Genomic DNA, 22,872 nt, shown 5'->3' with positions numbered 1-22,872 from the left:
GCTTGGCGCAGCCTGCGGCAGCGGCTACAGGTGGGTGCCTTCTGAGCAGTCAGCGCAGCAGGAGAACAATAAGAAATGCACAGCAATCACCTCACCCGGCACGCCCAGCAAGTGCTCACCGTGACCCAGGGCAAGGCCCATTTGCAGGGGCCTGGCAGCGATCCTTCCATCGCCCGTTCCTGGCTGCGGTGCCTGGAGGACTATCACCTCGACCCGGCCTTGAGCATGGCGCCCACGGTGCTCGAGCATGGTCGCCTGCTGGAAAGCCGCGAACGCCTGCAGCAAGTGCTGCAGATTGCCGGCAGCGAGATGACCAGCCTGCACCAGCAGTTGTCCGGCGCCGGCCATGCGGTGCTGCTGACCGACGCCCGCGGGGTGATCCTCAACTGCGTTACCGCGCCCACCGAGCGCAAGATTTTCGAGCGCGCCGGGCTCTGGCTCGGCGCTGACTGGAGCGAGGCCTGCGAAGGCACCAACGGCATTGGCACCTGCCTGGTGGAGCGCCAGTCGTTGACCATCCACCAGGACGAACATTTCCGTGGCCGGCATACCGGCCTGACCTGCTCGGCCAGCCCGGTGTTCGACCCGCACGGCGAGCTGCTGGCGGTGCTCGACGTTTCCTCGGCGCGCCCGGACGTGTCGCGCCAGAGCCAGTTCCACACCATGGCCTTGGTCAATCTCTCGGCGAAGATGATCGAGAGCTGCTATTTCCTGCGCTATTTCGACAATCAGTGGCTGCTGCGCTTTCACCTGCAGGCCGAGTCCGTCGGCTTGTTCAGCGAAGGCCTGCTGGCGTTCGACGGGGAAGGGCGGATCAGCGCGGTCAACCAGAGCGCCCTGAACCTGCTGGGGCACATTCGCGGCGGCTTGCTGGGCAAACCGGTGGAGGCGTTTTTCGACTGCTCGCTGGACGAGTTGCTGGGCCGCGCCAGTATCAATGCCAGCGCCAGCTGGCCGCTGCGCACCCGCGATGGCCGGCATCTGTTCGCCGTGTTGCGTGGCCAGCCGCGCAGTGTGCCAAAGCCAGCGCAGCCAAGCGCGCTGGTGCTGGAACGGCCGCGGCTGCCCGGCATCTGCCTGGGCGACGCGGCCCTGCAAAACGATTTCCGCAAATCCTTGCGTGTGTTCGAGCGCGATGTGCCATTGCTGATCAACGGCGAAACTGGCTCCGGCAAGGAGGCGTTCGCCAAGGCCGTGCACCATGCCAGCCAGCGCGCGGAGAAAGCCTTCGTTGCCTTGAACTGCGCGGCAATCCCGGAAAGCCTGATTGAAAGCGAGCTGTTCGGTTATCGCGGCGGCACCTTTACCGGGGCGCGCAAGGAAGGCATGCGCGGCAAGTTGCAGCAGGCCGATGGCGGCACGCTGTTCCTCGATGAAATCGGCGACATGCCGCTGGCCTTGCAGACCCGCCTGTTGCGGGTGCTGGAAGACCGCATGGTGGTGCCTATCGGCGGCGAGCCGCAGGCGGTCAATGTGCGCATTATCAGCGCGACCCACCGCGACCTGCTGGAGCGGGTGCGGGATGGCAGCTTCCGCGAGGATCTGTATTACCGTCTCAACGGCCTGGAAATCGCTTTGCCGGCGCTGCGCGAGCGCAGCGACAAATCCCAGTTGCTGGATTTTCTCCTGGCGGAGGAAGCCGGCGATCAACACGTGGTGCTCGACGGCCCGGCGCGCCAGGCGCTGCTGGATTTCCATTGGCCCGGCAACGTACGGCAACTGCGCAACGTGTTGCGCACCCTGGCGGCGCTTTGCGACGACGGGCGAATCGGCCTGGAGGATATACCGGCGATGATTCGCCAGGGCCGTCCGGCGCCGGTGCCGGCGCCTGTCGAGGAAGCGGGCGGATACCCGCTGGACGACGCCGAACGCCTGGCCTTGCTCAATGCCCTGGAGCAACAGCGCTGGCACATGACCCACACCGCCGAGCAGCTGGGGGTGAGCCGCAACACCCTCTATAGAAAGCTGCGCAAGCATGGGATCGCTCGCTAGGCGCGGTACCGCGTTATCGTTCATCGCGAGCAAGCTTCGCTCCTACAGGTGCGCATTGCTTTGTAGGAGCGAAGCTTGCTCGCGAAAGGCGGCGCAGCCGCCGGTATGTCGGTAATCGCGGTCCAACGCACCAGCCGCGTTCGAGCGATTCCCCGTCAAAAGCTCCACAGAACTCGTCCCAGCCTCCGGGCAGTGACCACAGCGTGCTTGCCCATCAGCTAAAGAGTGCGATTTGCAGCCCTCTACGCTAACCTGCCTCGATGTTTTACGAGGTCGACTATGCACATTCATATTCTCGGTATTTGCGGCACCTTCATGGGCTCGATGGCAGTTCTGGCCAAAGAGCTGGGCCATCATGTCACCGGCTCCGATGCCAACGTCTACCCGCCCATGAGCACCCAGCTCGAAGCCCAGGGCATCGAGTTGACCCAGGGTTACGACCCGGCCCAGCTTGACCCGGCGCCGGACCTGGTAGTGATCGGCAACGCCATGTCCCGCGGCAACCCGGCGGTGGAATATGTACTGAACAAGGGCCTGCCCTATGTTTCCGGCCCGCAATGGCTGGCCGACCATGTGTTGCAAGGCCGCTGGGTACTGGCGGTGGCCGGTACGCATGGCAAGACCACCACCAGCAGCATGCTGGCCTGGGTGCTGGAGCATGCGGGCATGAGCCCGGGCTTCCTGATCGGTGGCGTGCCACAGAACTTCTCGGTGTCGGCCCGCCTGGGCGGCACGCCGTTTTTCGTGATCGAGGCCGACGAATACGACAGTGCCTTCTTCGACAAGCGCTCGAAGTTCGTGCATTACCGTCCGCGCACGGCGATCCTGAACAATCTCGAATTCGATCATGCGGACATCTTCCCCGATCTGCCGGCTATCGAGCGGCAGTTCCACCACTTGGTGCGGACCATTCCGAGCGAAGGCCTGGTCATCCACCCGACCACCGAGCCGGCCCTGCAGCGGGTGATTGAAATGGGTTGCTGGACCCCGGTGCAAACCACCGGCGCCGGCGGCCAGTGGCAGGCGAAGCTGCTGAGCGAAGACGGCTCGGCTTTCGAAGTGATCTTCGAAGGCGAGGCCCAAGGCGTGGTCGAATGGGACCTGACCGGCCAGCACAACGTCGCCAACGCCCTGGCCACCCTGGCCGCGGCGCGCCATGTCGGCGTGGTGCCGGCCATGGGCGTCGCTGCGCTGAGTGCCTTCAAAAGCGTCAAGCGGCGGATGGAGAAGGTGGCCGAAGTCCATGGCATCACCATCTACGACGACTTCGCTCACCACCCGACGGCCATCGCCACCACCCTGGATGGCTTGCGCAAGCGCATCGGCGATGCGCCGTTGATCGCGATCATCGAGCCGCGTTCCAACTCCATGAAGCTCGGCGCCCACCGCGCCGGGCTGCCGGAAAGCGTCAACCAGGCCGACCAGGTGGTCTGGTACGCGCCAGCCAACCTCGGCTGGGATTTGGGCGCCACCGCCGCGCTGTGCAGCGTGCCGTCGATTGTCAGCGATTCCCTGGAAGGCATCATCGAGCGGGTAAAAAGCCAGGCCAAGCCGGGCACCCACGTGGTGATCATGAGCAACGGCGGCTTCGGCGGCCTGCACGGCAAGCTGGCCGAGGCGCTGCGATGAACAACGGCCCGGAACGCATCACCCTGGCGATGACTGGCGCCTCGGGCGCCCAGTACGGCCTGCGCCTGCTCGATTGCCTGGTGCGCGAAGATCGCGAAGTGCACTTCCTGATCTCCAAGGCCGCGCAATTGGTGATGGCGACCGAGACCGACGTGACCCTGCCGGCCAAGCCGCAGACGATGCAGGCCTTCCTTACCGAATACACCGGTGCGGCGGCCGGGCAGATTCGCGTGTATGGCAAGGAAGACTGGATGTCGCCAGTGGCCTCGGGCTCCGGTTCGCCGGCGGCGATGGTGGTGGTGCCATGCTCGACCGGCACCCTGTCGGCCATCGCCACGGGGGCTTGCAACAACCTGATCGAGCGGGCGGCGGACGTGACCCTGAAGGAGCGTCGCCAGTTGATCCTGGTGCCGCGCGAGGCGCCTTATTCCAGCATTCATCTGGAGAACATGCTCAAGCTGTCGAACATGGGCGTGACCATCCTGCCGGCCTCTCCGGGTTTTTATCACCAGCCACAGACCATCGACGACCTGGTGGATTTTGTCGTGGCGCGGATTCTCAACCTGTTGAACATTCCGCAGGACATGCTGCCGCGTTGGGGCGAGCATCATTTGAGCAGCGATGAGTAAGCCGCTGCTGCTCCTGCTGGTCGCCCTGCAACTGGGCGGCTGCGCCACCGCACGCACGCTGAACGCGGCCAAGCCGGGGGCGCCGGTGGTGTATTCCGGGACGCGTCTGGATTGGTATGTGATGCAGGGCGGTTGTTGCCCGATGGACCGTTTCGGCGCCGAAGCGCCGAGCTATCCGGGCGTCGATCTACCGGCCAGTGCCTTGCTCGACACGTTGCTGTTGCCGCTGTCGGTGCTGACGGTATTGGGGGTTGGGTTTCAGGCTACGGGCGGGTTGTAGCGACCTTGTAGCCGCTGCCGAAGGCTGCGATCGGTCGCGTCGGCCGTAGAGGCGGGCGGCGCGGTGGTGCGGCAAATCGCGTCGTCAGGATTGCGCCTGCTGCGCAGTCGATCGCAGCCTGCGGCAGCGGCTACAGGCGCGATCCATGGCGTTTATTTACCCAGCTTGCGCAACTCGTCGGACTCGACGATGCGCACGCCATCCTGCTCTTCCAGGGCCAGGCGCCACATGGCCCGGGCCAGTTGGCAGGCTTCGATGCCGTGGTATTTGCCGGGAATCAGTTTGGACAGTGGCCCGGCCAGCTGTTCGGCAAGGCGCGGCTCGATGCGCTCACCGAGCAGCAGCGACGGCCGGCAAATGGTCAGTTGTGGCCAATCCTGGGCCTTCAGCGCCTGCTCCATTTCACCTTTGACCCGGTTGTAGAAAATCGACGATTTCGGGTCCGCGCCCAGGGCGCTGATCACCACCAGGTGCCGCGCACCCATCTCCCGCGCACGCTTGGCGAAGGCCAGCACCAGGTCCAGGTCGACGGCGCGGAACGCTTGTTCGGAGCCAGCCTTCTTGAGGGTGGTGCCCAGACAGCAGAACGCCAGGTCTACCCGGCCACTGAGCTGCGGCAGGAGCTGCGCCGGTTCGCCGACGGGGTTTTCCAGGCGTGGATGTTCGCTAAGAGGGCGCCGGCTGGGCGCCAGTACACGGGTTACCGTGGGTTCGTTGAGCAGGCGGTCGAGCAAGTGCTCGCCAGTCAGGCCGGTCGCGCCGGCGAGCAAGATATGCTGAGGCGTCAAGTACATAGTGTTTCCCCCTTGATACTGTTTCAGCTTAGTTGCTCTTTGCTTCCTTGCTGTCGTTGGCGGCGCTTTGCAGCGCCTTTCGTGCTTGTTGCTTGCGTAGATGCTGCCAGTGCGCCAAGACCCCCTTGGGCGCCCAGATCTGCGGCTCGGAAGCTTCGAAATTGTCTGTCTGTTCGCGTTCGGCCACGGTTGCGCTGGCCAGTTTGAAAGCCTGCTCCAAGTCGTCGGTCTGGTTCAGGGCCCGGGCGAACAGGGCGTCGCCGAAGTAGGTGAAGTCGGCTTCTTCCGAGCAGCCAAACGATACGCGATCGGCCTGTGAGGCGGTCATGATCAGGGTCCGCTGATCCTTGAGCGCGGGAATGAACCCGCCGGAATAGCAGGCCGAGATCACGATGATCTTGTCGCGGTCTTTGAGGGGCGCCAGCACTGCGGCCAACTCGTCGGCCGGCAGGTCGGCCAGCTCCAGGCGTGGCTGGTCGAGCACCAGTTCGTGTTCGCTGGTGCCGTGGCTGGTCAGGTAGATGAACAACACGTCTTCCGGGCCGCTGCGTTCGGCCAGGACCTGCACTGCGCGCCGCAGGTTTTCCCGGGTGGCCATGGGGCGGCTGTCGAGGCGGTCGCGGTGGTTGACCAGGCGGACCTGCCCGTAGGCGCCAAAACGGGTGGCGAGCATGTTGCTGACATAGTCGGCTTCACGCAGGAAGACGCTTTGCTTGCCGTCACCGGCCAGCGTCAGGCTGTAGAGCTCGATGGCGGGCGTCGATGCCGGCACTGCGGCAAAGGCCTCGTCAAGCAGGCGGCCCTGGGCCAGCAGGCCGGTTTCCAGCGGGTCAGGCAGCAGCCGGCCGTCGGCATCGCGCACCCGCAGGCCATTGATCCAGTCGCCGCTTTGTACGGTGCCGTCGCGCAGCACCAGGACGCCATGGCCCTGGTAGTTGTCGCCTTCGAACCCGCCGATGTAGAAGCTGCCGTCGCTGAGGTTCAGGCGGCCCTGGCCGCTGAAGCGCCAGTCACTGAAGCGGCCGATGTAATGGCTGCCGTCGACGCCGATCAGCTCGCCCTTGCCACTGAGGGCGCCTTCCTTGAACTGGCCGATCCAGACATCGCCGTCGGCGTTTTCATAGCGGCCCTTGCCGCTGAGCTGGTTCTGTTTGAAGCCACCGACGTAGAGGTCGCCGTCGGCGCTGCTGAAGGTGCCGTTGCCTTCCAGCTGGCCGTCGACGAAGCGGCCGCTGAACTGGTTGCCGCTGGCGTCGCTGCGCTGGCCTTCGCCGTTGGGTTTGCCGCGCGAGAACTGGCCCTGGTATTGGCTGCCGTCTTCCAGTTCGAGGCGGCCCAGCCCGGAATACAGGTCGGCCTGGAATTCGCCGCGGTAGGTCATGCCGCGTTCCTTGAGGGTGCCTTCACCGTCGCGCCGGCCCAGTTTGAAGCCGCCGGTGTAGCTGCTGTCCTTGGTGGTCAGGTTGCCCTGGCCATGAAACAGACCCTGCTGGAATTGCCCGCGATAGACCTCGCCGTCGCTGCCATGCCATTCGCCCTGGCCGTGCCACTGGCCCTTCTCGAACTGGCCGGCATACCAGCTGCCGTTGGGGTAGTCGATGCGGCCCTGGCCCTGCAGCAACCCGTCGACCACATCGCCGCGGTAGCGGCCACCGTCCGGCAGACGGGCATCGGGAGGCAGCAGCGATTCGCCGTCTCCACATGCGGTGAGCAACAGGGTCAGAGCCAGGGGTACAAGTGGGCGCATAGCGGGATCCGGATAATTAGGGGACCGAGTATGCCGTAGCAACGAGGCTTATATATAGAGAGGCTGTGCGAAACAGCGTGAGCTGTTTCGCATCAGGAATGTTTCAGACAAAGCAGAGGGACAAAGGCTCGGCGACGTAGGCCGGCTTTTCCTGGCCTTCGATTTCCAGGGTGGCGGTGGCCTTGAGCAGCCACTGGCCGGGCTTCTTCTCGGTGACGTCCACCAGGTCGACCTTGAGGCGGACCCTGGAATCGACCTTGACCGGCTGGACGAAACGCACGCTGTCCAGGCCGTAGTTGACCACCATCTTCAGGCCCTCGGGCAGGATCAGGATGTCTTCCATCAATTTCGGGATCAGCGACAGCGACAGGAAACCGTGGGCAATGGTGCTGCCGAACGGCGTCTGGGCGGCTTTTACCGGGTCTACGTGGATGAACTGAAAGTCACCCGTGGCTTCAGCGAACAGGTTGATACGTTGTTGATCGATGGTGAGCCATTCGGAACGTCCGAGTTCCTTTCCGACATAATCTTTGAGCTCTGCAACAGGAACATACGGCATTGAGACTCTCCTTGGTTTCATCGGTTTTATAGTTCAGAAGGGGCGGGGGCAGCCCCCCTGACAACCCACTGTAGATCATCATGGGGGTTTGCTCCGGTCAACCTTCCATGCTTTTGGCGAATGCCGGTCCATAGCGCTCGCGTGCTTATAATGCCCAGCGTTTTTTCGGGGGGATGAAGGGATGTTGCTACGCGGTCTGACATGGCTGGTGCTGTTTCAATTGCTGGGCACGGCGATCAATCACCTGTTCCTGCCGATCCTGCCGGGACCGATTGTCGGCCTGCTGTTGCTGCTGATCTTCCTGGTGGCGCGCGGCGAGGTGGGCGAGCCGTTGAACCTGGCCGCTTCCAGCCTGCTGCGCTACCTGCCGCTGTTGCTGGTGCCGCCCGCGGTGGGCGTGATGGTGTATGCGGCGGATATCGCCGCGGATTTCTGGGCGATAGTCGGCGCATTGGTGCTGTCGCTGGTGATTTCCATGGCCTTCGTCGGTGTGCTGATGCAGCGGCTGGTCAAGCGTCACGGGCATCGGGGGGAGGGCCAATGATGTTCGACTGGCAGGGCGCCTGGGCCTCGGTGATCCACCATCCATTGTTCGGCATCGGCATTACCCTGGGCGCCTATCAACTGGTCCTGGCGGCCTTCGAGAAAACCCGCTGGATCTTTCTGCAGCCGGTGCTGGTCTCCATGTTGCTGGTGATCGGCGTGTTGCTGGGCTGTGGCCTGAGCTACGCCGAGTACCGCAAGAGCACGGAAATCCTCAGTATTCTCCTAGGGCCAGCGACAGTGGCACTGGCCGTGCCGCTGTATCTCAACCTGCGGCGGATTCGGCAGTTGTTCTGGCCGATATTTACTACGCTGGTGATTGGAGGGGTGATCGCCACTGGCCTGGGCGTATTGCTGGGGTGGTGGTTCGGTGCCGAGAACATGATCCTGATGACCATGGCGCCGAAATCGGTGACCTCGCCGATCGCCATGCTGGTGGCCGAGCAGATCGGCGGCGTTGCGGCGCTGGCGGCGGTATTCGTCTTGATCACCGGGGTGATCGGGGCGATTTTCGGCCCCGCCATCCTCAACCGCCTGCAGGTGCATAGCCCGGAAGCCCGCGGCATGGCGCTGGGCATGACGGCTCACGCAGTGGGCACCTCGGTGGCCCTGCAGGAAAGTGACGAATGCGGCGCTTTCGCGGCGCTGGCGATGAGTCTGATGGGTGTGGCCACGGCGGTGTTCCTGCCGTTGGCGGTGTCGTTGGTGGTTTAAGGAAACCTGTATGAGCCTGGCGCTTTTCCCCCTGAACACGGTGCTGTTCCCCGACTGCATCCTCGATTTGCAGATTTTCGAGGCGCGGTACCTGGACATGATCGGTCGCTGCATGAAACAGGGCAGCGGCTTCGGCGTGGTGTGCATCCTCGAGGGCGAAGAGGTGGGCATCGCCCCGGAAGGTTTTGCGCGGGTGGGTTGTGAAGCGCTGATCACCGATTTCCATCAGCAGGACAACGGCCTGTTGGGCATTCGAGTCAAGGGCGGAAGGCGCTTTCGGGTGCTGAGCAGCGAAGTGCAGCGCGACCAGCTGCGGGTGGCTGAAGTCGAATGGCTGGACGAAGCGCCGGAGCAGCCGCTGCAAGATGAAGACGGGGACCTGATTGCCTTGCTCAAGGCGCTGGCCGAACACCCGATGGTCGAAGCCCTGAACATGGGCACCGAAGCCACCGGCCAGCAGTCGCTGGCCAACCAACTGGCCTACCTGTTGCCGTTCTCGGAACTGGACAAGATCGACCTGCTGCAACTGGACGACCCGCAACAACGCCTGGACGCGATCCAGGCCCTGCTGGACGAATTGCAGGGCGAACTGTTCGCCTGATCCTGATCCTGATCCTGATCCTGATCCTGATCCTGATCCTAATCCTAATCCTGACCCTGGCTCTGGCTTGGCCCTGTAGCCGCTGCCGCAGGCTGCGATAAGGCCGAAGGCCTTCTGCGATCTGGAAACCGCAACGCCCCTGCGGGCCGATCGCAGCCTGCGGCAGCGGCTACAGCAGACGTTCGCTCTATCTAGTAGGCATAACGCAACATGGCGTGCGGCAAATGCCTGACGGCCTCGAAGCCGAACAGCGCGACCAGCGCCGGCAATACCAACCACCAGATCTTGGCTGGCATGGGCTCCAGCGGAGCCTGGCGCTGTGCAACCCACAGGCTGGCGGCGCACACGCAGGCGGCAAGCATGGCGCCGGCCAGGATGTCGGAAGGCCAGTGCGCTCCCAGGTAAATCCGCGACAAGGCAATCGCCGCCGCCGGCAAGCAACCCAGCAGCAGCCAGGTCAGGCGCATGCGCGGCGGCTGGCCGCGACCGGCGAGCACCGCCAGGGTCAGGAACAGCGCGAACGAGCCGGAGCTATGCCCGCTGGGCATGCTGTAGCTGGTCAGTGGGTCGGTCAGGACTTCCGGGCGTATACGGGCGAAAAACAGTTTGGTGCCAGTGTTGGCCAGTGCGGTGCACAACAGCGTGGCGCCCGCGAAAATCGCTTGTTTCCATTGCCGGGCGACCAGCAACAGCAAGGTGACCAGGGCGCTGGCGAACAGCATGGTGCGGAACTCGCCAAACTGGGTGAGCACCACCATCACCTCATCCAGCCCCCGGCTGCGGTGCTCCTGGACCAGCGCCATCAGGCCCTGGTCGAAATGGTCCAGGTAGGGATAGCCGATGAACAGCCCTGCGAGAATCGCCAGGCTGAGGCCGGCCACCAGCGGGCTGGCCTTGCGATGGCGACGCACTGTGCTGTTGATGCTCAAGCCCAGCAGCAGGGCGATGCTGGCGGCGACTATGCCCGCCTGCGGCCAGAAGCCTTCAGGCAAGGGCAGGCGAATGGCCGCGCCCGTGGCCCAGCCCGGCAGCAGGTAGGCCACGGTCCAGCCGGCGGCAGCCAGCAGGCTGACGGAGAAAAAGCGCGGGAACGACATGTCGAACATCCCGGCCACCATCGGCAGCATGGGCCGCAAGGGGCCGATAAAGCGCCCGACCAGCAGGCTGGCGATGCCATAACGCTGGAAATACGCCTCGGCGCCGTTGATCCACTCCGGATGATGGCGCAGGCCTGGCAGGCGGCGGATGTTCTGGTGAAAACGCCGGCCCAGCAGATAGGACACGACATCCCCAAGCAAGCCGCCAAAGAACCCCAGCACCAGGGTTTCGCCCAGGGACAGCGCGCCGCTGCCGGCCATGACGGCAATGGCGAACAGCAGCACCGTGCCGGGGACGATCAGGCCGGCGATCGCCAGGCATTCGACGCAGGCCACGATGAACACGGCTGCTGCCAGCCATTGGGGGTTCATTGTCAGCCAGCCGGTTATTCCATCGAGCCATTGGCCCATAGGTTTTCAACTCCGGTTATTCGGTTCAACGGTAGGAACGGGCGTGCTCGCGATAAGGCCATCCGCGGGCCCGCCGGTTCTGCGAAAGGGTTCAGCCGAGCAGCAGATAGTCGCGACCTTCGACCTGGCCGCGACGTAGCGGGTTCCGGGTGCAGTAAGGGGCATAGGCGGCATCGACAAAACGGTACATCAGGTGTTCGTCGCGGCCGTGGGGGATGCCCAGGCGGGTGGTCTGGATGATGCTGGTAACGGGGGTACCGACATCTTCGACGAACAGCACCTCATGGTCGAAGCGCTTGGCGTCCCATATCGGGACCTTCAGGCCCAGCGCCTTGCACAGCAGGGTCTGCCCGGCGCAGAGCTTCTGCGAGGGGCGTGGCCGGCCGCTGGCATCGGGATTGTTCAGGAGCATCTGCGCCAGGCTGGCCGGGCCCGAGACTTCGTCGACCCAGGGATAGGCCGATTTGATCAGTACCGCGTTACCCGGACCCTGGGCGCTGAAGTTCAGCGAGTCGCCACCGCGGGCGTAGTACATATAGATGTGTCCACCGTCCAGAAACAAAGCCTTACGCTTTTCTGTGTAGCCGAGGGAGGCGTGGCTGCCTTTTTCCTCGCAGTAATAGGCTTCTGTTTCGATAATGCGCGCCGACAACCAGAGATCGCCGACCCGGTGGCGGATGATTTTGCCGAGCAGTTCACGGGCCAGGACCTGGGCGTCTCGATCGAAAAAGCTGTCAGGCAGGGCCTTGGGCAGCGTCGGAATGGACAGAATGGACATGTTAGCCAGGAGCGATGACGGGAATTGGGTCGGAATGATATCAATTCCCGGCTTAATTCAGGCTGAACGAGAGGTATTTGCCGTCCATTTCGACCATCCGCCCGTGACCGCTGTCCGTGGGCCGGCGCGACAGCTATAATCAGCCGCTTTCCTCTTTGCCAAGACCACTGCAGACCATGACTGAGTCCGTTCTTGACTACATGACCCGTTTGGGTCGCGCTGCCCGCGAAGCTTCGCGGGTAATCGCCCGTGCCACCACTGCGCAGAAAAACCGCGCATTGCTGGCGGCTGCCGATGCATTGGACGCTGCTCGCCCCGAGCTGAGCGCGGCCAATGAGCAGGACCTGGCCAACGGCCGGGCCAATGGTCTGGAACCGGCATTGCTCGACCGTCTGGCGCTGACTCCGGTACGTATCGACGAAATGATCGAGGGCCTGCGTCAGGTGGCCAAGCTGCCTGACCCCATCGGTGAAATTCGCGATATGCGCTATCTGCCTTCGGGCATCCAGGTCGGCAAGATGCGCGTGCCGCTGGGCGTGATCGGCATCATCTACGAATCGCGTCCCAACGTGACCATCGATGCTGCCAGCCTGTGCCTGAAGTCCGGCAACGCCACCATCCTGCGGGGCGGCTCCGAGGCGATCAATTCCAACCGCGCCATTGCCGCCTGCATTCAGCAAGGGCTGGCGCAGGCCGGTCTGCCGGCGCAGGTGGTGCAGGTGGTGGAAACCACCGATCGCGCTGCCGTTGGCGCGCTGATCACTATGCCCGAGTTCGTCGATGTGATCGTGCCGCGTGGCGGCAAGAGCCTGATCGAGCGGGTCAGCCGCGATGCCAAGGTTCCAGTGATCAAGCACCTGGACGGCGTCTGTCATGTGTTCATCGACGTCGCGGCCGACCTGGACAAGGCGGTTCGCATCGCCGACAACGCCAAGACCCAGCGTTACGCACCTTGCAATACCATGGAGACCCTGCTGGTCCACGCTGGTATCGCCGAGCGCGTATTGCCGCCCTTGGCTGCGATCTATCGCGACAAGCAGGTCGAGCTGCGCGGTTGCCCGCGTACCCGCGCCTTGCTGGGCGACGATGTGATCGAAGCCACCGAAGAAGACTGGCGCACCGAATACACCGCGCCGATCCTGTCGATCCTGGTGGTCGACAGCCTGGATGCGGCCATCGAGCACATCAACACCTACGGTTCGCAGCACACCGATGCCATCGTCACCGAGAACTTCACCGATGCGCGGCGTTTCCTCAACGAGGTGGATTCCAGCTCGGTGATGGTCAATGCCTCGACCCGGTTTGCCGACGGTTTCGAATATGGCCTGGGCGCAGAGATCGGTATTTCCACCGACAAGCTGCACGCCCGTGGCCCGGTCGGCCTGGAAGGGCTGACCAGCGAGAAATATGTCGTCTTCGGCGACGGCCATGTGCGCACTTGATGGCCAAACGTATCGGTCTGCTGGGCGGTACCTTCGACCCCGTGCACATCGGTCATCTTCGCAGTGCGCTGGAGGTGGCCGATTCGCTGGGGCTCGATGAGCTGCGCCTGACGCCTAGCGCGCGGCCGCCGCATCGCGATACGCCGCAGGTGTCGGCGCTGGACCGCCTGGCGATGGTCAAGTGTGCGGTGGCGGGTGTTTCACCCCTGGTGGTGGATGACCGTGAGCTGAAACGCGACAAGCCGTCCTACACCATAGACACCCTGGAACAGATGCGGGCCGAGATGGCCGCGGATGACCAGTTGTTCCTGTTGCTGGGCTGGGACGCATTTTGCGGCCTGCCTACCTGGCATCGCTGGGAAGAGTTGCTCCAGCATTGCCACATCCTGGTGTTGCAACGCCCGGATGCCGACAGCGAGCCGCCGGATGCGTTGCGCAACCTGCTGGCGGCGCGCTCGGTAAGCGATCCCCTGGCCCTGCAAGGGCCGGGTGGACACATTGCATTCGTCTGGCAGACACCGCTCGCGGTGTCCGCCACCCAGATCCGTCAACTGCTGGCCAGCGGTAAGTCGGTACGTTTCCTGGTGCCTGATGCGGTCCTGGCCTATATCGATGCACACGGTCTTTACCGTGGGCCGAACTGAAGGCGCGCTGCCGGCCAATGCCGTGCAACGCTCCAAACATACGAGCTGAACGAGTTTTATATGACTAACCAAGTAATGAAAGGCGAAGATCTGGTCAAGGTGGCAGTCGCCGCGCTGGAAGACGTCAAGGCCCAGGACGTCCTGGTGATCGATGTTCGCGACAAGCAAAGCATCACCGACTACATGATCATCGCCACCGGTACTTCCAACCGCCAGATCGGCGCGATGCTGGAAAAGGTCCGCGAGATGGTCAAGGCCCAGGGCGTCAAGCCGCTGGGTGAAGAAGGCAAGGGCGACAGCGACTGGGTGCTGCTGGACCTGGACGACGTGATCGTGCACATGATGACGGCCTCCGCGCGCCAGTTCTACGACCTGGAGCGTCTGTGGCAGGGCGCCGAGCAAAGCCGTGCGGCCGATGGCAAGCATCACAGCCCGGAGCACACCCATGAGCACTTCACCAAGCTCAACAAAGACCAGCAATAAGGGACGGCTGTGCGCCTGCGTCTGATCGCTGTCGGTTCACGCATGCCCAAGTGGGTGGAAGAGGGTTGGCACGAATATGCCAAGCGTCTGCCATCCGAGCTGGCGCTGGAACTGGTGGAAATACCGCTCAATACCCGTGGCAAGAACGCCGATGTGGCTCGTTTCATCCGTCAGGAGGGCGAAGCCATGCTGGCCAAGGTCGGCCCGAACGAGCGGATCGTCACCCTCGAAGTGCACGGCAAGCCCTGGAGCACCGAGCAACTGGCGGTGGAACTGGACCGCTGGCGCCTCGACTCGCGTACCGTGAACTTCATGGTCGGCGGCCCCGAGGGGCTGGCGCCGGAAGTCTGTGCGCGGGCGGACCAGCGCTGGTCGCTGTCGCCGCTGACCTTGCCGCACCCGCTGGTACGGATCCTGATTGGTGAACAGCTGTATCGCGCCTGGACAGTCCTGTCCGGGCACCCTTACCACAAATAGTCCGCGCCTCTAATGTCCCAGCCGATCCGTATCAAGGACCACGAAAAAGACGCCCGTCTGGTGCGTGGCCGTGTCGTGTTCGGGGCTATTGCCGTGGTGTGCCTGATTGGGGTGCTGATCGCACGGCTGTATTACCTGCAGGTGATCCAGTACGACTATCACTCGACCCTGTCGGAAAACAACCGGGTTCACGTCCAGCCGATTCCGCCGACTCGCGGCCTGATCTTCGATCGTAATGGCGTGGTGGTGGCCGACAACCGGCCGAGTTTCAGCCTGAGCATGACCCGCGAGCGTTCCGGGAATTGGCGCCAGGTGCTCGACGTGATTGTCGAAGTGCTGGAGCTGACGCCGGAAGATCGGGCGCTGTTCGAGAAGCGCATGAAGCAGGGGCGCCGGCCATTCGAGCCGGTGCCGATTTTGTTCGAGCTCAACGAAGAACAGATCGCCCGGATCGCCGTGAACCAGTTCCGCTTGCCAGGGGTGGAAGTGGTGGCGCAGTTGGTCCGCCATTACCCGCAGGGCGCGCACTTTGCGCACTCGGTGGGCTACATGGGACGGATCAACGAGAAGGAACTGAAGACCCTCGACCCGGTGAACTACAGCGGCACCCACCATATCGGCAAGACCGGCATCGAGCGTTTCTACGAGCCCGAGCTGCACGGCCAGGTGGGTTATGAAGAAGTCGAGACCAACGCCCGGGGTCGCGTATTGCGGGTGCTCAAGCGTACCGACCCGATTCCTGGCAAGGACATCGTCCTGAGCCTGGACATCAAGCTGCAGGAAGCCGCCGAGGCCGCGTTGGGCGGCCGGCGTGGCGCGGTGGTGGCGCTGGATCCGGCCACCGGGGAAGTGCTGGCGATGGTCAGCCAGCCGAGCTTCGACCCGAACCTGTTCGTCACCGGCATCAGTTTCAAGGCCTATGCCGAACTGCGCGATTCCATCGACCGTCCGCTGTTCAACCGGGTGCTGCGCGGCCTGTATCCGCCGGGCTCGACCATCAAGCCAGCGGTGGCGATTGCCGGCCTGGACGCGGGAGTGGTGACAGCCGCCACGCGGGTCTATGACCCGGGCTACTACCAACTGCCCAACTACGATCACAAATACCGTAACTGGAACCGCAGCGGCGACGGTTATGTCGACCTCGACACCGCGATCATGCGGTCCAACGACACCTATTTCTATGACCTGGCCCACAAGCTGGGGATCGATCGGCTGTCGGCATACATGAACAAGTTCGGTATCGGCCAGAAGGTCTCGCTGGACATGTTCGAGGAGTCGCCGGGCCTGATGCCGTCGCGGGAATGGAAGCGCGCCACCCGTCGCCAGGCCTGGTTCCCGGGCGAGACGCTGATTCTGGGGATTGGCCAGGGCTATATGCAGTCCACTCCGCTGCAACTGGCCCAGGCCACGGCGCTGGTGGCAAACAAGGGCAAATGGAACCGTCCGCACCTGGCCAAGACCATCGAAGGCGAAAAACCGGTGGATGAAAACCCGATGCCGGACATCGTCCTGCGCGATCCGTCGGACTGGACGAAGGTCAACCACGGCATGCAGCAGGTCATGCACGGTGCTCGTGGCACGGCGCGCAAGGCGGCCATCGGCTCGCAGTACCGGATCGCCGGCAAGAGTGGTACGGCCCAGGTGGTCGCGATCAAGCAGGGCGAGAAGTACGACCGCTCCAAGGTTCAGGAACGCCATCGCGACCACGCCCTGTTCGTCGGCTTCGCGCCGGCGGAAAACCCGAAAATCGTGGTCTCGGTCATGGTCGAGAACGGCGAGTCCGGCTCCGGCGTGGCAGCCCCCGTGGTGCGCCAGGTGATGGACGCCTGGCTCCTCGGCCCGGATGGCCTGCTCAAGCCTGAGTTCGGCGGCCCTATCAGTGCGGAGGCTACGGCCCGTGAAGAGTAATTTCGATCGCATCCTCTCCAGCGAGGATGTGATGCGTCGTCGCGCGACGCTGTTGCAGCGCATGCATATCGACGGTCCATTGCTGATCCTGCTGCTGACCCTGGCGGCCGGCAGCCTGTTCGTCCTGTATTCGGCCAGCGGCAAGAGCTGGGACCTGCTGGGCAAGCAGGCCACGTCGTTCGGCATCGGCCTGGTGTCGATGATCGTCATTGCCCAGCTCGAGCCCCGCTTCATGGCGCGCTGGGTGCCACTGGCCTATGTGTTCGGCGTGGTATTGCTGGTGGTGGTGGATGTCATGGGGCACAACGCCATGGGCGCCACCCGCTGGATCAACATTCCGGGGGTGATTCGCTTCCAGCCCTCGGAGTTCATGAAGATCATCATGCCGGCGACCATCGCCTGGTACCTGGCCAAGCGCAGCTTGCCGCCGCAGCTCAAGCATGTGGGCATCAGCCTGGTCCTGATCGGCATCCCGTTCATTTTGATCGTGCGCCAGCCGGACCTCGGGACTTCGCTGCTGATCCTTGCCGGTGGCGCCTTCGTATTGTTCATGGGGGGGCTGCGCTGGCGCTGGATCCTCAGCGTGCTGGCTGCCGCGGTGCCGGTGGCGATCGCCATGTGGTTCTTCATCATGCATGACTACCAGAAACAGCGGATTTTGACCTTCCTCGACCCGGAGAGCGATCCGCTGGGCACCGGCTGGAACATCATCCAGTCCAAGGCAGCCATCGGTTCCGGCGGCGTCTTCGGCAAGGGCTGGTTGCTGGGCACTCAGTCCCACCTGGACTTTTTGCCCGAGAGCCACACCGACTTTATTATCGCGGTCATGGGCGAAGAGTTCGGCCTGGTGGGCATTTGCGCCTTGCTGCTGATCTATCTGCTGCTGATCGGTCGTGGTCTGGTGATTACCGCCCAGGCGCAGACGCTGTTCGGCAAATTGCTTGCCGGCGCCCTGACCATGACGTTTTTTGTTTACGTTTTCGTCAACATCGGTATGGTCAGTGGCCTGTTGCCGGTCGTGGGGGTGCCGTTGCCGTTCATTAGCTACGGAGGAACTTCGCTGGTGACGCTGCTGTCAGCGTTTGGGGTTTTGATGTCGATCCATACCCATCGTAAGTGGATCGCGCAGGTTTGAATAAGGTGAAGAATTCAATGCAAGCAATGCGTGGCTGGACCGCTCGGTATGCGCCGTGGGTCGGTCTGGTAGGCATCCTTGGCGCGGCGCAGGAAGCGCTGGCCGGCGGCGAATACGAAGGCTCACCTCAGGTGGCCGAGTTCGTGGGCGAAATGACTCGCGACTATGGCTTCGCGGGCGAACAGTTGATGGGTGTGTTCCGTGAGGCCGAGCGCAAGCAGTCGATCCTCGACGCCATTTCCCGTCCCGCCGAACGGGTCAAACAGTGGAAAGAATACCGGCCGATGTTCATTACCGACGCGCGTATTGCCCGCGGTGTGGACTTCTGGCGCCAGCACGAGGCGGTGCTGGCTCGCGCCGAGCAGGAATACGGCGTACCGGCCCAGGTAATCGTGTCGATCATCGGCGTCGAAACCTTCTTTGGACGCAACACCGGCAACTATCGGGTGATCGACGCTCTGTCGACCCTGGGCTTCGATTACCCGCCACGTGCCGATTTCTTCCGCAAGGAGTTGCGTGAATTCCTGCTGTTGGCTCGTGAAGAACAGGTCGACCCGTTGACCCTGAAAGGCTCCTACGCCGGCGCCATGGGCTTGCCGCAGTTCATGCCGAGCAGTTTTCGCGCCTATGCTGTGGACTTCGATGGTGATGGCCATATCAATATCTGGACCAATCCGGACGATGCCATCGGCAGCGTCGCCAGCTACTTCAAGCGTCATGGCTGGGAAACCGGGCAGCCGGTGGTCAGCCGGGCCGAGGTGCGCGGCGAGCAGGTCGATGAGGGCCTGACCACGGGTATCGAGCCGACGAAAACCGTCGGGGAGTTGCGGGCGCTGGGCTGGTCGAGTCATGATGCGCTGCGCGATGATATGCCGGTCACGGCTTTCCGCCTGGAAGGCGACAATGGCCCCGAATACTGGATGGGCCTGAAGAATTTCTACGCGATCACGCGTTATAACCGCAGCGTGATGTACGCCATGGCCGTACATCAGCTCTCTGAACAGCTGGTCCAAGCACGGGGCGTCAAGTAATGCTGGCATCGCCAATCCGCAAACCCCTGAAGCTGGTGGCTCTTGCCGCGTTGTCCTTGCTGGTGGTCAGTTGTTCGTCAACCAAGGCGCCGAAACAGAAGGCCCCGACGACGGCTGTACGTGCGACGCCGGGCCTGGACATCAACCGTGCCCACAAAGATGGCGCACCGTGGTGGGACGTCGATGTATCGCGTATTCCCGACGCCACGCCGACCCTGCACACCGGTCCGTACAAGGCCAATCCTTATACGGTGCTGGGCAAGACCTATTTCCCGATGGCCGAATCCAAGCGTTATGTCGCTTCGGGCACGGCCTCCTGGTATGGCACCAAGTTCCATGGGCAAAACACCGCCAATGGCGAGGTGTATGACCTGTACGGCATGAGTGCGGCGCACAAGACCCTGCCTTTGCCAAGCTATGTCCGGGTGACCAACCTGGACAACCACAAGAGCGTGATCCTGCGGGTCAACGACCGTGGGCCGTTCTATTCGGACCGGATCATCGATTTGTCCTATGCCGCGGCCAAGAAGCTCGGTTACGCCGAGACCGGCACCGCCCGGGTCAAGGTCGAGGGCATCGACCCGCAGGAATGGTGGGCCCAACGCGGCCGGCCGGCCCCCTTGATGCTCAACGAGCCGAAAGCCGCGCCAGTGGTGACGGCGTCCACAGGGACTGTAGAGCAGTGGACTCCGCCTCCGCAGCAGCACGCCGCGGCCGTTGTGCCGGTGCAGCTGGATGCAAAAAAAAACGCTTCTGCGCAAGCCTCTGGCCAGTATCTGCAGGTGGGCGCCTTCGCCAACCCGGACGCTGCCGAGCTCCTGCGCTCGAAGCTGAGCGGGATGGTGAGCGCTCCGGTGTTCATCAGCTCGATCGTGCGCAATCAACAGACGCTGCACCGAGTACGCCTGGGGCCGATCGGCTCGCCGGGTGAGATCCAGCAAGTGCAGAACAGTGTCCGGCTGGCTAATCTTGGGCAGCCGAGCCTGGTAACTGCCGAGTAATCGGATTCTGATTCATGGTTCGCCCGCAATTTGCGGGGTGAACCCAGGTTGTTGGCTCGTCGTACAACAAAAGCCCGGCAAGGGTCAGTGAGTGAACAACTGAACACGCGACAGCCCTTTAGAAGGCTGTCTGAATAGTTTTGTCCGCAAGGACAAGTTTCCATTAGCAATTTCGAGAGACGGATGAACATCACCACCTTTGCCAAACGCCTGTGCCTGCTTGTCCCGCTGATCATCACGCCTGCCGCCTGGGCGGTAGAAGTGATGCCGTCGCCACCGCAGCTGGCCGCCAAGTCCTATGTGCTCATGGATGCCAGCAGCGGTAACGTGCTGGTGGAGAACAACGGTGACCAGCGTCTGCCGCCCGCCAGCCTGACCAAGCTGATGACAGCCTACATCGCGACCCTGGAAATCCGTCGCGGCCAGATCGGTGAGAACGACCCGGTGACCGTCAGCGAGAACGCCTGGCGTACCGGCGGTTCGCGGATGTTCATCAAGGTCGGCTCGCAGGTCACTGTCAGCGATCTGTTGCACGGCATCATCATTCAGTCGGGCAACGACGCCAGCGTCGCGGTTGCCGAGCACATCGCCGGCAGCGAAGACGCCTTTGCCGACATGATGAACAAGACGGCCGGCGACCTGGGCATGACCAACAGCCACTTCATGAACCCGACCGGCCTGCCGAACCCCGAGCACTACTCGTCGGCGCACGACATGGCGGTGCTGGCTCGCGCCATCATTCACGAAGACCCGGCTCACTACGCGATCTACTCGCAGAAAGAGTTCTTCTGGAACGGCATCAAGCAACCTAACCGCAACCTGTTGCTGTGGCGCGACAAGACCGTTGACGGCCTGAAAACCGGTCACACCGACGAAGCCGGCTATTGCATGGTGTCTTCCGCCGTACGTGACGGCATGCGCCTGATCGCTGTGGTGTTCGGTACCAACAGCGAGCAGGCTCGCGCGGCCGAGACCCAGAAGCTGCTGACCTACGGTTTCCGCTTCTTCGAAACCCAGACCTTCTACCAGAAGGGCACCGAGCTGGCTCAGGCCCCTGTCTGGAAAGGCACTACCTCCCAGATCAAGGCCGGTCTGGCCCAGGACCTGACCATGACCATGCCAAAAGGCCAGCTGAAGAAGCTCGCTGCCAGCATGACCATGAATCCACAATTGATCGCGCCTATCGCCAAGGGCGATGTGATCGGTAAAGTCGAAGTGAAACTGGACGACAAGGTGGTGCACAGCGCCGATCTGATCGCTCTGGACGCGGTCGACGAAGGTGGTATCTTCCGCCGCATGTGGGATAGCATCCGTCTATTCTTCTACGGCTTGTTCAACTGATATTGTCGACCCGCGTGGCCTCCCTCTGAAGCAGAGTGGGGGCCGCGTCCGTCGCCACGGCTTACGAGGCCGTTACGCCATGACAGACACCGAAGTAAAGGCGCCAAAGATCGAATTCCCCTGCGCGGATTACCCGATTAAGGTGATCGGCGACACCGGCGTGGGTTTCAAGGACAAGATCATCGCGATCCTTGAAAAACACGCGACCGTTGACCACAAGACCCTGGCCGAGCGCCAGAGCACCAACGGCAAGTACACGACCATCCAGTTGCACATTACCGCCACCGGTCAAGAACAGCTGTACGACATCAACAGCGAGTTGCGGGCCACCGGTTTCGTGCACATGGTGCTGTGATGCCACAAACGCTGGGCTTTCGCGAGCTCGGCCAGATGGCCTACGAGCCGGTCTGGCAGGCCATGCAACGCTTTACCAACGAACGCGGCACCGATGCTCCCGATGAAGTCTGGCTGGTGCAGCACCCGCCGGTCTTTACCCAGGGCCAGGCGGGCAAGGCCGAACATCTGTTGCTTCCGGGGGATATCCCGGTGGTGCAGGTCGACCGCGGTGGCCAGGTGACCTACCACGGCCCAGGCCAACTGGTGGCCTATCTGCTGCTGGACGTGCGTCGCCTGGGCTTTGGCGTACGCGACCTGGTCAGCCGCATGGAGCAGTGCCTGATCGAGCTGCTGGCCAGCTACGGCGTGGCTGCGGCGGCCAAGCCGGATGCTCCGGGCGTTTACGTCGATGGCGCGAAAATCGCCTCCCTGGGCCTGCGGATCCGTCACGGTTGTTCCTTTCATGGACTGGCCTTGAACGTGGACATGGATCTGCAGCCGTTTCGACGGATTAACCCCTGTGGCTATGCCGGGCTGGCAATGACCCAGCTGAGCGACCACACAGGACCGATTGAATTTGCCGAGGTAAGTGCCCGGCTGCGTGCGCAGCTCGTCAAACACCTCGACTATGCTGAGCAGACGACCCTAACGGGCGGAATCGACTGATATGACTACTGCGCAAGACGCTGTGCAAACCCTGATCCCGACGCTGGATGTTTCCGAGCGTCCGGCCCGTGCGAAAGTTGAAACCGGCGTTAAATTGCGCGGTGCCGAGAAAGTCGCACGTATCCCGGTGAAGATCATCCCGACCACCGAACTGCCGAAGAAACCTGACTGGATTCGCGTGCGTATTCCGGTTTCCCCGGAAGTCGACCGGATCAAGCAATTGCTGCGCAAGCACAAACTGCACAGCGTCTGCGAAGAGGCATCCTGCCCGAACCTGGGCGAATGCTTCTCCGGCGGTACCGCGACCTTCATGATCATGGGCGACATCTGCACCCGTCGTTGCCCGTTCTGCGACGTCGGTCACGGCCGTCCGAAGCCTCTGGATGTCGATGAGCCGATGAACCTGGCGGTAGCAATCGCCGACCTGCGCCTGAAGTATGTGGTGATCACCTCGGTCGACCGTGACGACCTGCGCGACGGCGGTGCCCAGCACTTTGCCGACTGCATCCGTGAAATCCGCAAGCTGTCGCCGAACGTGCAGCTGGAAACCCTGGTCCCGGACTACCGTGGCCGCATGGACGTGGCGCTGGAAATTACCGCGGCCGAGCCGCCGGATGTGTTCAACCACAACCTG

The 22,872-nt window shown here is 63.0% G+C and carries 24 protein-coding genes; 19 read left to right on the top strand and 5 right to left on the bottom strand.

The annotated features are described in order from the left end of the window. The first annotated feature begins 75 nt into the window (after positions 1-75). From BLV20_RS27170 to BLV20_RS27155, 4 genes are all read left to right on the top strand, one after another. Entirely contained in the window at positions 76-1,992 is a 1,917-nt protein-coding gene (locus BLV20_RS27170; protein ID WP_092305495.1) for a sigma-54-dependent Fis family transcriptional regulator, read from the top strand. 279 nt (positions 1,993-2,271) lie between these two features. Continuing rightward, complete coding sequence (gene mpl / locus BLV20_RS27165) at positions 2,272-3,621, top strand: UDP-N-acetylmuramate:L-alanyl-gamma-D-glutamyl-meso-diaminopimelate ligase (RefSeq protein WP_092305494.1); 1,350 nt, start codon at positions 2,272-2,274, stop codon at positions 3,619-3,621. Next, complete coding sequence (gene ubiX / locus BLV20_RS27160; protein WP_092305493.1) at positions 3,618-4,250, top strand: flavin prenyltransferase UbiX; 633 nt, start codon at positions 3,618-3,620, stop codon at positions 4,248-4,250. Before mpl ends, ubiX begins: the two co-directional genes overlap by 4 nt. Then, on the top strand, positions 4,243-4,530 hold the full coding sequence (locus BLV20_RS27155) for a YceK/YidQ family lipoprotein (RefSeq protein ID WP_092305492.1): 288 nt from the start codon (positions 4,243-4,245) through the stop codon (positions 4,528-4,530). Before ubiX ends, BLV20_RS27155 begins: the two co-directional genes overlap by 8 nt. A gap of 152 nt (positions 4,531-4,682) precedes the next feature. Here the strand turns inward: BLV20_RS27155 and BLV20_RS27150 are convergent, their stop codons facing one another. The 3 genes from BLV20_RS27150 to BLV20_RS27140 all read right to left on the bottom strand — a co-directional run bounded on the left by BLV20_RS27150 (position 4,683) and on the right by BLV20_RS27140 (position 7,630). After that, on the bottom strand, positions 4,683-5,324 hold the full coding sequence (locus BLV20_RS27150) for an oxidoreductase (RefSeq protein WP_092305491.1): 642 nt from the start codon (positions 5,322-5,324) through the stop codon (positions 4,683-4,685). Positions 5,325-5,352: 28 nt separating this feature from the next. Next, the gene (locus tag BLV20_RS27145; RefSeq protein WP_092305490.1) at positions 5,353-7,071 is read right to left on the bottom strand and encodes a C13 family peptidase; all 1,719 of its coding nucleotides are present in this window, start codon (positions 7,069-7,071) and stop codon (positions 5,353-5,355) included. Between the two features lie 103 nt (positions 7,072-7,174). Further along, positions 7,175-7,630, bottom strand: coding sequence for a MaoC family dehydratase (locus BLV20_RS27140; protein ID WP_092305489.1), 456 nt, complete (start codon positions 7,628-7,630; stop codon positions 7,175-7,177). 181 nt (positions 7,631-7,811) lie between these two features. Here BLV20_RS27140 and BLV20_RS27135 point away from each other — a divergent pair, with 181 nt between their 5' ends. The 3 genes from BLV20_RS27135 to BLV20_RS27125 are packed head-to-tail and all read left to right on the top strand — an operon-like array spanning position 7,812 to position 9,488. After that, positions 7,812-8,174 (top strand): CidA/LrgA family protein, encoded by a 363-nt coding sequence (locus tag BLV20_RS27135; RefSeq protein ID WP_092305488.1) that lies wholly within the window; start codon positions 7,812-7,814, stop codon positions 8,172-8,174. Then, entirely contained in the window at positions 8,171-8,887 is a 717-nt protein-coding gene (locus BLV20_RS27130; protein ID WP_092305487.1) for an LrgB family protein, read from the top strand. Before BLV20_RS27135 ends, BLV20_RS27130 begins: the two co-directional genes overlap by 4 nt. Positions 8,888-8,897: 10 nt before the next feature. Next, positions 8,898-9,488 (top strand): LON peptidase substrate-binding domain-containing protein, encoded by a 591-nt coding sequence (locus BLV20_RS27125; protein WP_092305486.1) that lies wholly within the window; start codon positions 8,898-8,900, stop codon positions 9,486-9,488. 191 nt (positions 9,489-9,679) lie between these two features. Here the strand turns inward: BLV20_RS27125 and BLV20_RS27120 are convergent, their stop codons facing one another. Together BLV20_RS27120 and BLV20_RS27115 are read right to left on the bottom strand one after the other, a co-directional pair. Then, positions 9,680-10,996, bottom strand: a complete 1,317-nt coding sequence (locus BLV20_RS27120) for a bifunctional DedA family/phosphatase PAP2 family protein (protein ID WP_092305485.1) — start codon at positions 10,994-10,996, stop codon at positions 9,680-9,682. A 91-nt stretch (positions 10,997-11,087) separates the two neighbouring features. Then, on the bottom strand, positions 11,088-11,774 hold the full coding sequence (locus BLV20_RS27115) for a DNA-3-methyladenine glycosylase (RefSeq protein WP_092305484.1): 687 nt from the start codon (positions 11,772-11,774) through the stop codon (positions 11,088-11,090). Between the two features lie 176 nt (positions 11,775-11,950). On the opposite strand from BLV20_RS27115, the gene BLV20_RS27110 reads away from it, so the two are divergent. From BLV20_RS27110 to BLV20_RS27055, 12 genes are all read left to right on the top strand, one after another. Then, on the top strand, positions 11,951-13,216 hold the full coding sequence (locus BLV20_RS27110; RefSeq protein ID WP_092305483.1) for a glutamate-5-semialdehyde dehydrogenase: 1,266 nt from the start codon (positions 11,951-11,953) through the stop codon (positions 13,214-13,216). Next, positions 13,216-13,860 (top strand): nicotinate-nucleotide adenylyltransferase, encoded by a 645-nt coding sequence (nadD, locus tag BLV20_RS27105; RefSeq protein WP_092305482.1) that lies wholly within the window; start codon positions 13,216-13,218, stop codon positions 13,858-13,860. The genes BLV20_RS27110 and nadD overlap by 1 nt, the downstream gene beginning before the upstream one ends. A gap of 60 nt (positions 13,861-13,920) precedes the next feature. After that, a complete protein-coding gene (gene rsfS, locus BLV20_RS27100; RefSeq protein ID WP_009051039.1) occupies positions 13,921-14,343 on the top strand; it encodes a ribosome silencing factor in 423 nt (140 codons plus the stop codon). A 9-nt stretch (positions 14,344-14,352) separates the two neighbouring features. Continuing rightward, positions 14,353-14,820 carry a 23S rRNA (pseudouridine(1915)-N(3))-methyltransferase RlmH gene (rlmH, locus tag BLV20_RS27095; RefSeq protein WP_003185785.1) on the top strand — a complete coding sequence of 156 codons (468 nt, stop codon included), beginning with the start codon at positions 14,353-14,355 and terminating at the stop codon, positions 14,818-14,820. A gap of 12 nt (positions 14,821-14,832) precedes the next feature. Further along, positions 14,833-16,728, top strand: a complete 1,896-nt coding sequence (mrdA, locus tag BLV20_RS27090; RefSeq protein WP_092305481.1) for a penicillin-binding protein 2 — start codon at positions 14,833-14,835, stop codon at positions 16,726-16,728. Between the two features lie 31 nt (positions 16,729-16,759). Then, the gene (gene rodA, locus BLV20_RS27085) at positions 16,760-17,863 is read left to right on the top strand and encodes a rod shape-determining protein RodA (RefSeq protein WP_175540273.1); all 1,104 of its coding nucleotides are present in this window, start codon (positions 16,760-16,762) and stop codon (positions 17,861-17,863) included. Positions 17,864-17,880: 17 nt separating this feature from the next. Then, a complete protein-coding gene (mltB, locus tag BLV20_RS27080; RefSeq protein WP_092305479.1) occupies positions 17,881-18,894 on the top strand; it encodes a lytic murein transglycosylase B in 1,014 nt (337 codons plus the stop codon). Next, the gene (locus tag BLV20_RS27075; protein ID WP_092305478.1) at positions 18,894-19,895 is read left to right on the top strand and encodes a septal ring lytic transglycosylase RlpA family protein; all 1,002 of its coding nucleotides are present in this window, start codon (positions 18,894-18,896) and stop codon (positions 19,893-19,895) included. Before mltB ends, BLV20_RS27075 begins: the two co-directional genes overlap by 1 nt. 183 nt (positions 19,896-20,078) lie before the next feature. Then, positions 20,079-21,236 (top strand): D-alanyl-D-alanine carboxypeptidase family protein, encoded by a 1,158-nt coding sequence (locus tag BLV20_RS27070; protein WP_092305477.1) that lies wholly within the window; start codon positions 20,079-20,081, stop codon positions 21,234-21,236. Between the two features lie 79 nt (positions 21,237-21,315). Then, a complete protein-coding gene (locus tag BLV20_RS27065; protein ID WP_092305476.1) occupies positions 21,316-21,591 on the top strand; it encodes a DUF493 domain-containing protein in 276 nt (91 codons plus the stop codon). Further along, positions 21,591-22,238: a lipoyl(octanoyl) transferase LipB gene (gene lipB, locus BLV20_RS27060; RefSeq protein WP_092305475.1), complete on the top strand. Its 648-nt coding sequence runs from the start codon at positions 21,591-21,593 to the stop codon at positions 22,236-22,238. Before BLV20_RS27065 ends, lipB begins: the two co-directional genes overlap by 1 nt. A gap of 1 nt (position 22,239) precedes the next feature. Further along, positions 22,240-22,872: lipoyl synthase (locus BLV20_RS27055; RefSeq protein ID WP_139192751.1), on the top strand; the 633-nt coding region annotated here is incomplete at its 3' end.

This window comes from Pseudomonas sp. NFIX28 (genome assembly GCF_900107395.1).
In the GTDB taxonomy this organism is placed as follows: Bacteria; Pseudomonadota; Gammaproteobacteria; order Pseudomonadales; family Pseudomonadaceae; genus Aquipseudomonas.
This window is presented reverse-complemented; position numbering and strand designations above follow the sequence as displayed.

Excerpts from the sequence above, each read along its gene's own strand:
- BLV20_RS27170 (WP_092305495.1), top strand. The coding sequence starts at position 76 with ATGCACAGCAATCACCTCACCCGGCACGCCCAGCAAGTGCTCACCGTG.
- mpl (WP_092305494.1), top strand. The coding sequence starts at position 2,272 with ATGCACATTCATATTCTCGGTATTTGCGGCACCTTCATGGGCTCGATG.
- ubiX (WP_092305493.1), top strand. The coding sequence starts at position 3,618 with ATGAACAACGGCCCGGAACGCATCACCCTGGCGATGACTGGCGCCTCG.
- BLV20_RS27155 (WP_092305492.1), top strand. The coding sequence starts at position 4,243 with ATGAGTAAGCCGCTGCTGCTCCTGCTGGTCGCCCTGCAACTGGGCGGC.
- BLV20_RS27150 (WP_092305491.1), bottom strand. The coding sequence starts at position 5,324 with ATGTACTTGACGCCTCAGCATATCTTGCTCGCCGGCGCGACCGGCCTG.
- BLV20_RS27145 (WP_092305490.1), bottom strand. The coding sequence starts at position 7,071 with ATGCGCCCACTTGTACCCCTGGCTCTGACCCTGTTGCTCACCGCATGT.
- BLV20_RS27140 (WP_092305489.1), bottom strand. The coding sequence starts at position 7,630 with ATGCCGTATGTTCCTGTTGCAGAGCTCAAAGATTATGTCGGAAAGGAA.
- BLV20_RS27135 (WP_092305488.1), top strand. The coding sequence starts at position 7,812 with ATGTTGCTACGCGGTCTGACATGGCTGGTGCTGTTTCAATTGCTGGGC.
- BLV20_RS27130 (WP_092305487.1), top strand. The coding sequence starts at position 8,171 with ATGATGTTCGACTGGCAGGGCGCCTGGGCCTCGGTGATCCACCATCCA.
- BLV20_RS27125 (WP_092305486.1), top strand. The coding sequence starts at position 8,898 with ATGAGCCTGGCGCTTTTCCCCCTGAACACGGTGCTGTTCCCCGACTGC.
- BLV20_RS27120 (WP_092305485.1), bottom strand. The coding sequence starts at position 10,996 with ATGGGCCAATGGCTCGATGGAATAACCGGCTGGCTGACAATGAACCCC.
- BLV20_RS27115 (WP_092305484.1), bottom strand. The coding sequence starts at position 11,774 with ATGTCCATTCTGTCCATTCCGACGCTGCCCAAGGCCCTGCCTGACAGC.
- BLV20_RS27110 (WP_092305483.1), top strand. The coding sequence starts at position 11,951 with ATGACTGAGTCCGTTCTTGACTACATGACCCGTTTGGGTCGCGCTGCC.
- nadD (WP_092305482.1), top strand. The coding sequence starts at position 13,216 with ATGGCCAAACGTATCGGTCTGCTGGGCGGTACCTTCGACCCCGTGCAC.
- rsfS (WP_009051039.1), top strand. The coding sequence starts at position 13,921 with ATGACTAACCAAGTAATGAAAGGCGAAGATCTGGTCAAGGTGGCAGTC.
- mrdA (WP_092305481.1), top strand. The coding sequence starts at position 14,833 with ATGTCCCAGCCGATCCGTATCAAGGACCACGAAAAAGACGCCCGTCTG.
- rodA (WP_175540273.1), top strand. The coding sequence starts at position 16,760 with ATGCGTCGTCGCGCGACGCTGTTGCAGCGCATGCATATCGACGGTCCA.
- mltB (WP_092305479.1), top strand. The coding sequence starts at position 17,881 with ATGCAAGCAATGCGTGGCTGGACCGCTCGGTATGCGCCGTGGGTCGGT.
- BLV20_RS27075 (WP_092305478.1), top strand. The coding sequence starts at position 18,894 with ATGCTGGCATCGCCAATCCGCAAACCCCTGAAGCTGGTGGCTCTTGCC.
- BLV20_RS27070 (WP_092305477.1), top strand. The coding sequence starts at position 20,079 with ATGAACATCACCACCTTTGCCAAACGCCTGTGCCTGCTTGTCCCGCTG.
- BLV20_RS27065 (WP_092305476.1), top strand. The coding sequence starts at position 21,316 with ATGACAGACACCGAAGTAAAGGCGCCAAAGATCGAATTCCCCTGCGCG.
- lipB (WP_092305475.1), top strand. The coding sequence starts at position 21,591 with ATGCCACAAACGCTGGGCTTTCGCGAGCTCGGCCAGATGGCCTACGAG.